Raw genomic sequence first — 13,331 nt, forward strand, 5'->3', positions numbered from 1 at the left:
CCCACTATGCGGCTCCGCCGCGTGGCACGCCTCAACAGCAAGAAGAACACGGGAGTAACAACATGAACCGCAGTGAGCTGGTGGCCGCCCTGGCCGACCGCGCCGAGGTGACCCGCAAGGACGCCGATGCCGTGCTGGCCGCGTTCGCCGAGACCGTCGGCGAGATCGTCGCCAAGGGCGACGAGAAGGTCACCATCCCCGGCTTCCTGACTTTCGAGCGCACCCACCGTGCCGCTCGCACCGCCCGCAACCCGCAGACCGGTGACCCGATCCAGATCCCGGCCGGCTACAGCGTGAAGGTCTCCGCGGGCTCGAAGCTCAAGGAAGCCGCCAAGGGCAAGTAAGGGCGCCTGTTCGCCGTGGCGGCTCGGCGCCGTGGGCGACTGCGGGCCCGTTGTGGTTCCTCGCGCAGTTCCCCGCGCCCCTGACCGGCGTGCAGTGAACGCGTATGGGGCGGTCACCCTGAACAGGGTGACCGCCCCATCGGCGTTCGTACGACGGGCCCCGGCTACCCGAGCGCCTTGCCCGGCAGCTCCACCTTCGCGCCCAGTTCCACGAGCTTCTCCATGAAGTTCTCGTAGCCGCGGTTGATGAGTTCGATGCCGTGGACTCGGGACGTGCCCTGGGCGGCGAGGGCTGCGATGAGGTAGGAGAAGCCGCCGCGGAGGTCGGGGATGACCAGGTCGGCGCCCTGGAGCTTCGTGGGGCCGGACACGACCGCGGAGTGCAGGAAGTTGCGCTGGCCGAAGCGGCAGTCGGAGCCGCCGAGGCACTCGCGGTAGAGCTGGATGTGGGCGCCCATCTGGTTGAGCGCGGAGGTGAAGCCGAGGCGGGACTCGTAGACCGTCTCGTGGACGATCGACAGGCCCGTCGCCTGGGTGAGGGCCACCACCAGCGGCTGCTGCCAGTCCGTCTGGAAGCCGGGGTGCACGTCCGTCTCCAGCGCGATGGACTTCAACTGGCCACCGGGGTGCCAGAACCGGATGCCCTCGTCGTCGATCTGGAAGGCGCCGCCCACCTTGCGGTAGGTGTTCAGGAACGTCATCATCGAGCGCTGCTGGGCGCCCCGGACGTAGATGTTGCCCTCGGTCGCCAGCGCCGCGGACGCCCAGGAGGCCGCCTCCAGCCGGTCCGGCAGCGCGCGGTGGGTGTAGCCGCCGAGCTTGTCCACACCGGTGACGCGGATCGTGCGGTCGGTGTCCATCGCGATGATGGCGCCCATCTTCTGCAGGACGCAGATCAGGTCCTCGATCTCCGGCTCGACGGCCGCGTTCGAGAGCTCGGTGACGCCCTCCGCGAGGACGGCCGTCAGCAGCACCTGCTCGGTCGCGCCCACCGACGGGTACGGCAGCCGGATCTTCGTGCCGCGCAGCCGCTGCGGAGCCTCCAGGAACTGGCCGTCGGCCCGCTTCTCGATGGTCGCCCCGAACTGCCGCAGCACCTCGAAGTGGAAGTCGATGGGCCGGCCGCCGATGTCGCAGCCGCCGAGACCGGGGATGAACGCGTGCCCGAGGCGGTGCAGGAGCGGGCCGCAGAAGAGGATCGGGATGCGCGAGGAGCCCGCGTGGGCATCGATGTCAGCGACGTTCGCGCTCTCCACGTGCGAGGGGTCCATCACCAGTTCGCCGGGCTCCTCGCCCGGACGGACCGTCACCCCGTGCAGTTGCAGCAGCCCGCGTACGACTCGCACGTCGCGGATGTCCGGAACGTTGCGCAGCCGGCTTGGCTCACTGCCCAGCAGGGCGGCGACCATCGCCTTCGGCACGAGGTTCTTCGCGCCGCGGACACGGATCTCGCCCTCCAGCGGGGTTCCGCCGTGGACAAGCAGGACATCGTCGTTGACGGTCATGTATCTCGCGTTCCGATGAGTGGGGCAGGGGCCGAGGAAACAGGGTAATCGCCGTGGGCCCCCCTTCTGTAAGCCCGCGTACGGCCCGGATACGTCATAGCTGTGTCACAACACGAACGGTTCGCCGCCGGGCACGAGCGGTCACCGGGCGCCGGTGCGCGCCGGGGGCGCTCGATCCGTCGCTGAGCTGCGTTCACTCCCTTACCCGCATTGCCTCCCCACGCGAAGCGAAGATGCGGGATCATGTCTGGCATGACCGAGGTGTCCTCGCTCACAGGGCGGCTGCTCGTGGCCACGCCCGCCCTGGCGGACCCGAACTTCGACCGCGCGGTGGTGCTGCTCCTCGACCACGACGAGGAGGGCTCCCTCGGCGTCGTCCTCAACCGTCCGACCCCGGTGGACGTGGGCGACATCCTGGAGGGCTGGGGCGACCTGGCCGGCGAACCCGGCGTCGTCTTCCAGGGCGGCCCGGTCTCCCTCGACTCCGCCCTCGGCGTCGCCGTCATCCCCGGCGGGGCGAGCGGCGAGAGCGCGCCGCTGGGCTGGCGCCGGGTGCACGGCGCGATCGGGCTCGTGGACCTGGAGGCCCCGCCCGAGCTGCTCGCCTCGGCCCTCGGCTCGCTGCGGATCTTCGCCGGGTACGCCGGCTGGGGGCCCGGTCAGCTGGAGGACGAGCTGGTGGAGGGCGCCTGGTACGTCGTGGAGTCGGAGCCCGGTGACGTGTCGTCCCCGGCGCCGGAGCGGCTCTGGCGCGAGGTCCTGCGCCGCCAGCGCAACGAACTCGCGATGGTGGCCACGTATCCGGACGACCCTTCGCTCAACTGACGCATGTGAGCTTCAGTACTCTTGGTTGTTATGAGCACTCTTGAGCCTGAGACCCAGCCGCAGCCGCAGCGCGGGACTGGTACGGGGACCCTCGTAGAGCCGACGCCGCAGGTGTCCCACGGCGACGGTGACCACGAGCGCTTCGCCCACTACGTCCAGAAGGACAAGATCATGGCGAGCGCCCTCGACGGGACCCCCGTCGTGGCGCTGTGCGGCAAGGTCTGGGTGCCCGGCCGCGACCCGAAGAAGTACCCCGTGTGCCCCATGTGCAAGGAGATCTACGAGTCCATGGGCGCCGGCGGCGACGACAAGGGCAAGGGCAAGGGCGGCGACAAGAAGTAGACCGCCCGTCGTCCGGCCCTGCGGTCGTCCGACGTTCGAAGGCCCCCGGGGCGCGCTGAGGCGCGTCACGGGGGCCTTCGCGTTGTCACGAAGTGGTTGAGACCTCTTGTGGAGCTGTTCGGGTAGTCCCTAACCTCCGGGTGTTGTTGTGCAGAGCAAAACAGTCATTGCATATGTTGCAACACCCCGGAGGTTGCTCCATGAAGCTCCCCGCCCGTCTGGCCGTGCTCCTCGCCGTCATGGCCGCCACCGCCTGCGCTCCCCAGACGTCCGGCAACTCCTCCTCCGACAAGGACGAGCAGACCGGCACGCTCCGGGTCTGGCTCTTCCAGGAGGTCGGCAACAAGCCGAAGGAGAAGGTCGTCGACTCCGTCCTCGCCGCCTTCGAGAAGGCCCACGAGGGCACCGACGTCACCGTCGAGTACATCCCCGTCGAGACCCGCGCCCAGCGCATCAAGGCCGCCTTCAACGACCCCGCCAGCGCGCCCGACGTCATCGAGTACGGCAACACCGACACCGCCGGCTATGTACGGGACGGCGGACTCCTCGACGTCACCCGGGAGTTCGGCGCCTGGACGGAGGCCGAGGACACCGACCCCACGGCGAGACAGTCGGTCACCGTGGACGGCAAGGTGTACGGCGCGCCCTTCTTCGTCGGCGTACGGGCGCTGTACTACCGCACGGACGTCTTCGACAGGCTCGGGCTCGACGTACCGCGGACCCAGGCCGAACTGGCCTCCACCGCGAAGGAGATCCGGGCCGCCGAGCCCGGCATGTACGGGCTCGCGGTCGGCGGCGCCTACACCTACGGCGCCATGCCGTTCGTCTGGGCCCACGGCGGCGAACTCGCCACGGGCAAGGGCGGCTCGTACGCCTCCGCCATCGACAGCCCGGCCGCGCGGAAGGGCATCACGGCGTACACGTCCCTCTTCGGCGACGACAACTGCCCCGCCTCGACCTGCGCCGGCATGGGCGGCAACGACACGGTGACCGCGTTCGCCTCCGGCAAGGCGGGGATGGCGATCGGCGGGGACTTCAGCCATGCGGCCGTGGAGGCGGGGAAGGTCAAGGGCAAGTACGCGGTCGTGCCGCTGCCGGGAGTGGAGGCGGGCTCCATCGCTCCCGCCTTCGCGGGCGGCAACAACATCGGCGTACTGAAGAGCACCGCGCACCGCACCCTCGCGGTCGACCTGATGAAGCGGCTCGCGTCCAAGCGGACGCAGGCGGCCATGTTCGACGCGATGGGCTTCCTGCCGACCTTCTCCGACGTACGGCAGCGGGCGGCGGCGAAGGAGCCGTTCGTGAAGCCGTTCGTCGAGACCCTGGGCGCCGGCGCGAAGTTCGTCCCGGCGTCGCCGGCGTGGTCGCAGATCGACTCCTCGCTCGTCCTGCCGACGATGTTCCAGGAGATCGTGAGCGGCAAGAAGTCGGTGGCCGAGGCCTCGGCGGACGCGGCGGCGAAGATGAACGACGCGTTCGGTTCCGTCGGGTGACCTCCGTGACCCACCGCACCACCTGGACGCCCTGGCTCTACCTCGCCCCCGCGCTCGTCGTCCTCGGCGGCCTGCTCGCCTACCCCATCTACCAGCTCGGGCTCATCTCCCTCTTCCACTACACCCAGGCCCAGGTCAGCGGGGGAGAGCCGACCACCTTCGAAGGGTTCGGGAACTACGCCGAGCTGTTCGGGGACTCCCAGTTCTGGGAGGTGCTGCTGGCGACCGTGGTGTTCGCCGCGGCGTGCGTCGTGTCGACGCTCGCCGCCGGGTGCGCGCTGGCGGTCCTGCTCACCCGGGTGCGTGCCGTGCCCCGGCTCGCCCTGATGCTCGCGGCGCTGGGGGCCTGGGCCACCCCCGCCGTCACCGGCTCCACGGTCTGGCTGTTCCTCTTCGACGCCGAATCCGGCCCGGTGAACCGGCTGTTGGGCCTCGGCGACCACTCGTGGACGTACGGGCGGTACAGCGCCTTCCTCCTGGTCCTGCTCGAAGTGGTCTGGTGCTCCTTCCCGTTCGTGATGGTCACGGTCTACGCCGGCATCCGCGCCGTACCGGCCGAAGTGCTGGAGGCCGCCGCCCTGGACGGCGCCTCGCAGTGGCGGATCTGGCGGTCCGTGCTCACACCGATCCTGCGCCCGATCCTGGTCGTCGTCACCATCCAGTCGGTCATCTGGGACTTCAAGGTCTTCACGCAGATCTACGTCATGACCAACGGCGGCGGCATCGCGGGCCAGAACCTGGTGCTCAACGTGTACGCGTACCAGCAGGCGTTCGCGTCCTCGCAGTACGGCCTCGGCTCGGCGATCGGGGTCGTGATGCTGCTGATCCTGCTCGCCGTGACCCTGGGGTACCTGCGGCTGCTGCGCCGGCAGGGGGAGGAGCTGTGAAACTTCTTCGGGGCCTTGTGGCCCGGCCGTGGCGGTTCGCCGCGGAAGCGACCGCCCTGCTGGTCGCGACGGTCGTCGCCTTCCCGCTGTACTGGATGGTGCTCAGCGCCTTCAAGCCGGCCGGCGAGATCGAGTCGACCGAGGCGCGGCCCTGGACGACGGCCCCCTCGCTGGATTCCTTCCGGCGCGTGTTCGAACAGCAGGAATTCGGCCGCTACTTCCTCAACAGCCTTGTCGTGGCGGGGACCGTGGTGATCGCCTCGGCGCTGATCGCGTTTCTCGCGGCGACCGCCGTGACCCGATTCCGGTTCCGCTTCCGGACCACCTTGCTGATCATGTTTCTGGTGGCCCAGACGGTGCCCGTGGAGGCCCTCACCATCCCGTTGTTCTTCCTCATGCGGGACGCCGGTCAGCTGAACACGCTGGGCTCGCTGATCCTGCCGCACATCGCCTTCTCGCTGCCGTTCGCGATCTGGATGCTGCGGGGTTTCGTGAAAGCGGTCCCGGAGTCCCTGGAGGAGGCCGCGTACCTCGACGGGGCGAGCCGGGCGCGCTTTCTGTGGCAGATCCTTTTCCCGCTCGTACTGCCGGGGCTGGTGGCCACGAGCGTGTTTTCCTTCATCTCGGCCTGGAACGACTTCCTGTTCGCCAAGTCGTTCATCATCAGCGACACCTCGCAGTCCACGCTGCCGATGGCCCTGCTGGTCTTCTACAAGCCGGACGAGCCGGACTGGGGCGGCGTGATGGCCGCGTCGACGGTGATGACGATTCCGGTGCTGGTGTTCTTCGTACTCGTACAGCGACGGCTGGTCTCGGGGCTGGGCGGAGCGGTAAAGGACTGACGTGACTGAACTGATTCCGGTGCCGGGTCGGGTGACCGCCTGTGGTGCGCACTTCTACGAGTTGGGCCCGGCGACGAGGATGTCCGCGGGCGAAGGCACGGAACGGACGGAACGCTGGCTGCGCGCCACGCTGGGCGCGGCCTGCGGCCTGCCGCTGGCACCCGGGAAGGCCGACGAGGACGACGTCATCCGCCTGTCCATCCACCCGATGGTCACCAAGGACCTCGGGGAGGAGGGCTACCGCGTCGACGTCATGCCCCAGGGGGTGCACGTGGTGGGCGGCGGCCCCGCAGGTCTCTTCTGGGGTGCCCAGACGCTACGGCAGTTGCTCGGCCCGGACGCCTTCCGGCGCGCCCCGCTGCCCGGACGCCAATGGAAGGTGCCCCTGATCCACGTCCAGGACTCCCCCCGCTTCCGCTGGCGCGGCCTCATGCTCGACGTGGCCCGGCACTTCATGCCCAAGGACGGGGTCCTGCGCTACCTCGACCTGATGGCCGCGCACAAACTCAACGTCCTCCACTTCCACTTGACCGACGACCAGGGCTGGCGCGTCGAGATCAGGAAGTACCCCCGGCTCACCGAGACCGGCTCCTGGCGGGCCCGTACGAAATTCGGCCACCGCGCCTCACCGCTGTGGGAGGAGAAGCCGCACGGCGGCTACTACACCCAGGACGACATCCGCGAGATCGTCGCCTACGCCGCCGAGCGGCATATCACCGTCGTCCCCGAAATCGACGTGCCCGGCCACTCGCAGGCCGCCATCGCCGCGTATCCGGAACTCGGCAACACCGACGTCATCGACACCACCTCCCTGACGGTCTGGGACACCTGGGGAATCACCGCCAACGTACTCGCCCCCAGTGACAACACCCTGCGCTTCTACGAGGGGGTGTTCGAGGAACTCCTGGAGCTGTTCCCCTCGCAGTTCATCCATGCCGGCGGCGACGAATGCCTGAAGGACCAGTGGCGGCGGTCACCGGCCGCGCAGGCCCGTATCGCGGAACTCGGACTCGGCGGCGAGGACGGCCTCCAGGCGTGGTTCATCGGGCACTTCGACACCTGGCTCTCCGCGCGCGGGCGCAGACTCATCGGCTGGGACGAGATCCTGGAAGGGGGTCTCGCCAAGGGCGCCGCCGTCTCGTCGTGGCGCGGTTACCAGGGCGGAATCGCCGCCGCGCGCGCGGGACACGACGTCGTCATGTGCCCGGAGCAGTACGTGTACTTGGACCACCGCCAGGACGCGGGCGAGGACGAGCCGGTGCCCATCGGCTACGTCCGCACCCTGGAGGACGTCTACCGGTTCGAGCCCGTTCCGGACGCCCTGACCGAGCAGGAGGCCCGGCATGTGCTCGGGACGCAGGCCAATGTGTGGACCGAGGTGATGGAGGACCCCGCGCGCGTGGACTACCAGGCGTTTCCCCGGCTCGCGGCCTTCGCCGAGGTGGCGTGGAGCCGCCTGCCCGCCCCGGGCGAGCGGGACTTCGCCGACTTCGAGCGGCGGATGACGGCCCATTACGCCCGCCTCGACGCCCTGGGTGTCGCCTACCGCCCGCCCACCGGGCCGCGTCCGTGGCAGCGGCGTCCCGGAGTGCTCGGCCGCCCGCTCGACGGGCCGCCCCCGGACAAGTAGGGGAGAAACCGCGGCAGGGTCACCGAAGAGAGGCAATTCGCGCGCACCGGAGATGCCGGAAGAAACCGGACCATCTCCCCGGTGAAGTGGGCGAATGCCTCCTAGCGGACCCCCGCGTTCGGGCCCCGCGAAGATGTGCCAGAGTTGCCACGTCCGCCCTGTCAGCACGTACCGTACGGCAGCAACAGGTGGGACCAGGTGGGGCAGCGGGAAGGGGCAGCCGGTTTGACCACGCACGCACCGCAGGCGGGGCAGGCCGTCACGCTGCCCACGACACTGGACGAGGCCGTGGCGGCGCTCGCCGCCATGCCGGCCGCCGTCCCCGTGGCCGGCGGCACCGATCTGATGACCTCGGTCAACTCCGGGCAGCTCAGACCCGCCGCGCTGGTCGGCCTCGGCAAGATCAGCGAGATCCGCGGCTGGCAGTACCAGGACGGCCACGCCCTGCTCGGCGCCGGCCTCACCCACGCCCGCATCGGCCGCCCCGACTTCGCCGCCCTCATCCCGGCGCTCGCCGCGTCCGCGCGCGCCGCGGGCCCGCCGCAGATCCGCAACGCCGGCACCCTGGGCGGCAACATCGCCACCGCCGCCCCCACCGGCGACGCGCTGCCGGTGCTGGCCGCCCTGGAGGCGACGCTGATCATCGCCGGTCCGGGCGGGGCCCGCCGGGAGATCCCGGTGTCGCATCTGCTGGCCGGCATGGAGATGCTGCGGGCCGGCGAACTCATCGGCTACGTGCGCGTGCCGCTGCTGCACGCCCCCCAGGTCTTCCTCAAGGCGACCGGCCGCACCGGACCCGGGCGCGCCCTGGCCTCCGTGGCCCTGGTCCTCGACCCCGCCCGGCGGGGTGTGCGGTGCGCCGTGGGCGCCATAGCGCCGATGCCGCTGCGGCCCCTGGAGGCCGAGCAGTGGGTCGCGCAGCTGATCGACTGGGATAACGACCGCGCGATCGTGCCGGAGGCGCTGGCCGCCTTCGGCGAGTACGTCGCCGCGGCCTGCATCCCCGAACCGGGCCCGGCCGAGGACGGCTCCGTGGAGCCGCTGCCGCCCGCCGTACTGCACCTGCGGCGCACCGTCGCCGCGCTGGCCCGACGAGCACTGGGGAGGGCGCTGTCGTGACCGACGAACGGCACGGAGAGGGCGCCCCGCAGGGCGCGGGCCGCTGGGACCCGCTGCCGCAGGGCGACTACGACGACGGGGCCACCGCCTTCGTGGAGCTGCCCGAGGGCGGCGTCGACGCCCTGCCGGCCTCCGCCGACAGTCCGCTGGCCGCCCCCGGCCACGGCTATGTGCCGCCGCCCATCACGGTCACGCCCGCCACCACCGCGGGCACCGACCCCGCGGCCACCGGGAGCTGGACGATGCCCCCGGGCGGCGTCCAGTGGCCCGACGCGAACGCGGGCACCGAGGAGGCCGAGAACGACCGGTTCACGTACAACCCCGGCGCCACCGGGCAGTGGACCTTCGAGGACGCCCCGGCCGCCGGGAGCGCGCCCGGCCATGACGTCACCGGCCAGTGGTCGATCCCCGTCGCGGGCGGCGACCTTCCGGACGAATCGGGCGAGTTCACCACCTCCGCCCTGGTCGAGCAGTGGGGCGGCACCCCGCCGGCCACCCTCCCCGGCGGCGCCGCCGCGCCCTGGGCGACCCAGGCGATCGGCGAGCCGTGGGGACCGCGCCCGCCCGAACCGGCCGAGCACACCGCCGAGCCGCACGCCCCGCACCCGCACGTGCCCGCCGACGCCGAGACGGCCGAACCCGAACAGCCCGCGCCCGACGCCCCCGAGGAGTCTCAGCGGGCCTCACAGGACGCTCCAGAGGCCCGTGAGGCCGACGGGGCCGACGAGGAGGCCCAGGAGGCCGGGGAAGCCGGGAACGCCGCCGAGAGCGCCGTAGAGGCGTCCGAGTCCTCGCTGCCCGGTGAGGAACACCCCCTCGCCTCCTACGTCCTGCGGGTCAACGGCGCCGACCGGCCCGTCACCGACGCCTGGATCGGCGAGTCGCTGCTGTACGTGCTGCGGGAGCGGCTCGGGCTCGCGGGCGCCAAGGACGGCTGCTCGCAAGGCGAGTGCGGGGCCTGCAACGTCCAGGTCGACGGTCGGCTCGTCGCCTCCTGCCTGGTGCCCGCCGTGACCGCCGCCGGCAGCGAGGTCCGCACCGTCGAAGGGCTCGCCGCCGACGGGCAGCCCTCCGACGTGCAGCGCGCGCTCGCCCGGTGCGGCGCCGTGCAGTGCGGCTTCTGCGTGCCCGGCATGGCGATGACCGTGCACGACCTGCTGGAGGGCAACCCCGCCCCGACCGAACTGGAGACCCGCCAGGCGCTCTGCGGCAACCTGTGCCGCTGCTCCGGCTACCGGGGCGTCGTCGACGCGGTCAAGGAGGTCGTCGCCGAACGCGAGGCGCACAGCGCCGGCGACGGCGACTCCGACGAGGCACGCATCCCGCACCAGGCGGGCCCCGGGGGCGGCGGGGTGCATCCGTCGGCCTTCGAGCCCCGCTCGGCACCGCATGACCAGGCGTACGGACAGGACGGAGGCCAGGCGTGAGCAACGAAGCCGCCACCGCGCCCACCCCCGCGGAGACAGCCCCCGCCCCCGAACCGATCCCGCACGGCCTCGGCGCCTCCCTGCCGGCCGCCGACGCCCGGGCCAAGACCGAGGGCACCTTCCCCTACGCGGCCGACCTGTGGGCCGAGGGCCTGCTGTGGGCGGCCGTGCTGCGCTCCCCGCACGCGCACGCGCGCATCCTGTCGATCGACACCACCCACGCGCGCGAGATGCCCGGCGTGCACGCCGTCGTCACCCACGAGGACGTCCCAGGCACCCCGGTGCACGGCCGCGGCAAGGCCGACCGCCCGGTCTTCGCCTCCGAGGTGGTACGCCACCACGGCGAGCCCATCGCCGCCGTCGCCGCCGACCACCCCGACACCGCGCGCATGGCCGCGGCGGCCGTCATCGTCGAGTACGAAGTGCTCGACCCGGTCACCGACCCCGAGCACGCCTTCGAGGCCGAACCGCTGCACCCCGACGGCAACCTGATCCGGCACATCCCGCTGCGCCACGGCGACCCCGACGCGGCCGGCGAGATCGTCGTCGAGGGCCTCTACCGCATCGGCCGCCAGGACCCGGCGCCCATCGGCGCCGAGGCGGGCCTCGCGGTGCCCCGCCCCGACGGCGGCGTGGAGCTGTACCTGGCCTCCACCGACCCGCACACCGACCGCGACACCGCCGCCGCCTGCTACGGACTGGCGCCGGAGCAGGTCAAGGTCGTGGTCACCGGCGTCCCCGGCGCCACCGCCGACCGCGAGGACCAGGGCTTCCAGCTCCCGCTCGGCCTGCTGGCGCTGCGCACCGGCTGCCCGGTGAAGCTGACCGCCACCCGCGAGGAGTCCTTCCTCGGCCACGTCCACCGGCATCCCACGCTGCTCAGATACCGCCATCACGCGGACGCCGAGGGCACGCTGGTGAAGGTCGAGGCGCAGATCCTGCTGGACGCGGGCGCGTACGCGGACACCTCCTCGGAGGCGCTCGCGGCCGCGGTGGCCTTCGCCTGCGGGCCCTACGTCGTCCCCAACGCCTTCATCGAGGGCTGGGCGGTACGCACCAACAACCCGCCCTCCGGCCACGTCCGCGGCGAGGGCGCCATGCAGGTGGCCGCCGCCTACGAGGCGCAGATGGACAAGCTGGCCAAGAAGCTCGGCGTCGACCCGGCCGAGCTGCGCCTGCGCAACGCCCTCGCCACCGGCGACGTCCTGCCCACCGGCCAGACGGTGACCTGCCCCGCGCCGGTCGCCGAACTCCTCCAGGCGGTACGCGACTTCCCGCTTCCCCCGCTGCCCAAGGACACCCCCGAGGACGAGTGGCTGCTGCCCGGCGGACCCGAGGGCGCCGGTGAACCGGGCGCGGTGCGCCGGGGCGTGGGCTACGGGCTCGGCATGGTGCACATGCTGGGCGCGGAGGGCGCCGACGAGGTCTCCACGGCCACGGTCAAGGTCCACGACGGGGTCGCCACGGTGCTGTGCGCGGCGGTCGAGACCGGGCAGGGCTTCACCACGCTGGCCCGGCAGATCGTCCAGGACACCCTCGGCATCGACGAGGTCCATGTGGCCCCGGTCGACACCGACCAGCCCCCGGCGGGCGCGGGCTGCCGCGGACGCCACACCTGGGTGTCGGGCGGCGCGGTGGAGCGCGCGGCGAAGATGGTCCGCACCCAGCTGCTGCAGCCCCTGGCGCACAAGTTCGGCATGTCCACCGAGCTGCTCCAGATCACCGACGGCAAGATCACCTCGTACGACGGTGTCCTGTCGACCACCGTGGCCGAGGCGATGGACGGCAAGGAGCTGTGGGCGACCGCGCAGTGCCGTCCGCATCCCACCGAGCCGCTGGACGAGTCGGGGCAGGGCGACGCCTTCGTGGGCATGGCGTTCTGCGCGATCCGCGCGGTCGTGGACGTCGACATCGAACTCGGGTCGGTGCGCGTGGTGGAGCTGGCGCTCGCCCAGGACGTCGGCCGGATCCTCAACCCGGCCCAGCTGGTGGCCCGGATCGAGGCGGGCGTCACGCAGGGCGTCGGGATCGCGCTCACGGAGAACCTGCGCACCGCCCGCGGCTCGATCCGGCACCCGGACCTGACGGGGTACGCCCTGCCGACGGCCCTGGACGCGCCGGACATCAAGATCGTGAAGCTGGTGGAGGAACGGGACGTGGTGGCGCCGTTCGGCGCGAAGGCGGTCAGCGCGGTGCCGGTGGTCGCGTCGCCCGCGGCCATCGCCTCGGCCGTGCGCGCCGCGACGGGCCGCCCCGTGAACCGGCTGCCGATCCGCCCCCAGGCGGCGGTGGTGACGGGCGGCGTGTGAGCCGCCGGGCGGGCGTTGTCAGTGGTGCGGCGTAGTGTTCCGAGGTGTTGGGACACGTACGGGGGGACACCATGAACGCGACGATCACCAGGCCGGATCCGCTGCTGCTGGGCGGGCGTCTGATCAGCACCCTGGCACTGGTCGCGGGCCCGGAGCCGGCCGGGCGGACGGCTTCCGGACTCGCGGTCTCGGTCCCGCCGCGGCTGCTCGCCGAGGAGTTCGGCCGGGCCGGGGTGATGCGCTTCGAGGACGTCGACTTCCCGGCGGCGCTCACCCATGAACCGACCCGCCGCTTCCTGCGCGAGACGGGCCTGCCGGAGGAACACGCCCTGTTCCGCCTGGACCCGGACTCGGTGCTGCCGACCCTGACGGAGGCCCACGCGCACGAGCCCGCCCCGGACCTCCCCGCGGAAGCGGACCGCCTGATACTCCTCGGCCACCTCGACCACCCCCACCGCCTCCTCCTGGACGGCGACTCCGGCACCCTCCTGCTCTGGACACCCGCCGAGATCCCCCACCCCCTCGACGCGGACATCTCCACCCTCGCCTTCACCCTCTGGCTGCTGCACGGGGCAGGAGCCGGGGGTCGTACGACCAAGGTCTGAGGG

At 71.9% G+C, this 13,331-nt stretch carries 12 protein-coding genes; 11 read left to right on the top strand and 1 reads right to left on the bottom strand.

Annotated features, from left to right (window positions below; genetic code table 11):
- Nucleotides 1-62 precede the first annotated feature (62 nt).
- Nucleotides 63-344, top strand: a complete 282-nt coding sequence (locus ACWD1Z_RS15815; RefSeq protein WP_007382399.1) for an HU family DNA-binding protein — start codon at nt 63-65, stop codon at nt 342-344.
- 164 nt (nt 345-508) lie between these two features.
- Here ACWD1Z_RS15815 and murA read toward each other — a convergent pair whose 3' ends face one another.
- Nucleotides 509-1,849, bottom strand: coding sequence for a UDP-N-acetylglucosamine 1-carboxyvinyltransferase (gene murA, locus ACWD1Z_RS15820; RefSeq protein WP_451119027.1), 1,341 nt, complete (start codon nt 1,847-1,849; stop codon nt 509-511).
- A gap of 252 nt (nt 1,850-2,101) precedes the next feature.
- On the opposite strand from murA, the gene ACWD1Z_RS15825 reads away from it, so the two are divergent.
- From ACWD1Z_RS15825 to ACWD1Z_RS15870, 10 genes are all read left to right on the top strand, one after another.
- Nucleotides 2,102-2,674: a YqgE/AlgH family protein gene (locus tag ACWD1Z_RS15825; RefSeq protein ID WP_186287200.1), complete on the top strand. Its 573-nt coding sequence runs from the start codon at nt 2,102-2,104 to the stop codon at nt 2,672-2,674.
- A gap of 30 nt (nt 2,675-2,704) precedes the next feature.
- Nucleotides 2,705-3,016, top strand: coding sequence for a DUF3039 domain-containing protein (locus tag ACWD1Z_RS15830; protein WP_389415712.1), 312 nt, complete (start codon nt 2,705-2,707; stop codon nt 3,014-3,016).
- Between the two features lie 200 nt (nt 3,017-3,216).
- Nucleotides 3,217-4,509: an extracellular solute-binding protein gene (locus ACWD1Z_RS15835; RefSeq protein ID WP_451119029.1), complete on the top strand. Its 1,293-nt coding sequence runs from the start codon at nt 3,217-3,219 to the stop codon at nt 4,507-4,509.
- Nucleotides 4,506-5,396 (top strand): carbohydrate ABC transporter permease, encoded by an 891-nt coding sequence (locus tag ACWD1Z_RS15840; RefSeq protein WP_451119031.1) that lies wholly within the window; start codon nt 4,506-4,508, stop codon nt 5,394-5,396. The genes ACWD1Z_RS15835 and ACWD1Z_RS15840 overlap by 4 nt, the downstream gene beginning before the upstream one ends.
- The gene (locus ACWD1Z_RS15845; RefSeq protein WP_451119032.1) at nt 5,393-6,238 is read left to right on the top strand and encodes a carbohydrate ABC transporter permease; all 846 of its coding nucleotides are present in this window, start codon (nt 5,393-5,395) and stop codon (nt 6,236-6,238) included. The genes ACWD1Z_RS15840 and ACWD1Z_RS15845 overlap by 4 nt, the downstream gene beginning before the upstream one ends.
- Before the next feature lies 1 nt (nt 6,239).
- The gene (locus ACWD1Z_RS15850; RefSeq protein ID WP_451119034.1) at nt 6,240-7,868 is read left to right on the top strand and encodes a beta-N-acetylhexosaminidase; all 1,629 of its coding nucleotides are present in this window, start codon (nt 6,240-6,242) and stop codon (nt 7,866-7,868) included.
- A 225-nt stretch (nt 7,869-8,093) separates the two neighbouring features.
- A complete protein-coding gene (locus tag ACWD1Z_RS15855) occupies nt 8,094-8,987 on the top strand; it encodes an FAD binding domain-containing protein (protein ID WP_451119036.1) in 894 nt (297 codons plus the stop codon).
- A complete protein-coding gene (locus ACWD1Z_RS15860) occupies nt 8,984-10,414 on the top strand; it encodes a 2Fe-2S iron-sulfur cluster-binding protein (protein ID WP_451119038.1) in 1,431 nt (476 codons plus the stop codon). Before ACWD1Z_RS15855 ends, ACWD1Z_RS15860 begins: the two co-directional genes overlap by 4 nt.
- Nucleotides 10,411-12,723 carry a xanthine dehydrogenase family protein molybdopterin-binding subunit gene (locus ACWD1Z_RS15865; RefSeq protein WP_451119039.1) on the top strand — a complete coding sequence of 771 codons (2,313 nt, stop codon included), beginning with the start codon at nt 10,411-10,413 and terminating at the stop codon, nt 12,721-12,723. Before ACWD1Z_RS15860 ends, ACWD1Z_RS15865 begins: the two co-directional genes overlap by 4 nt.
- A gap of 71 nt (nt 12,724-12,794) precedes the next feature.
- Nucleotides 12,795-13,328, top strand: coding sequence for an SUKH-4 family immunity protein (locus ACWD1Z_RS15870; RefSeq protein WP_451119041.1), 534 nt, complete (start codon nt 12,795-12,797; stop codon nt 13,326-13,328).
- Nucleotides 13,329-13,331: the final 3 nt, after the last annotated feature.

Source organism: Streptomyces sp. NPDC002784 (genome assembly GCF_053592135.1).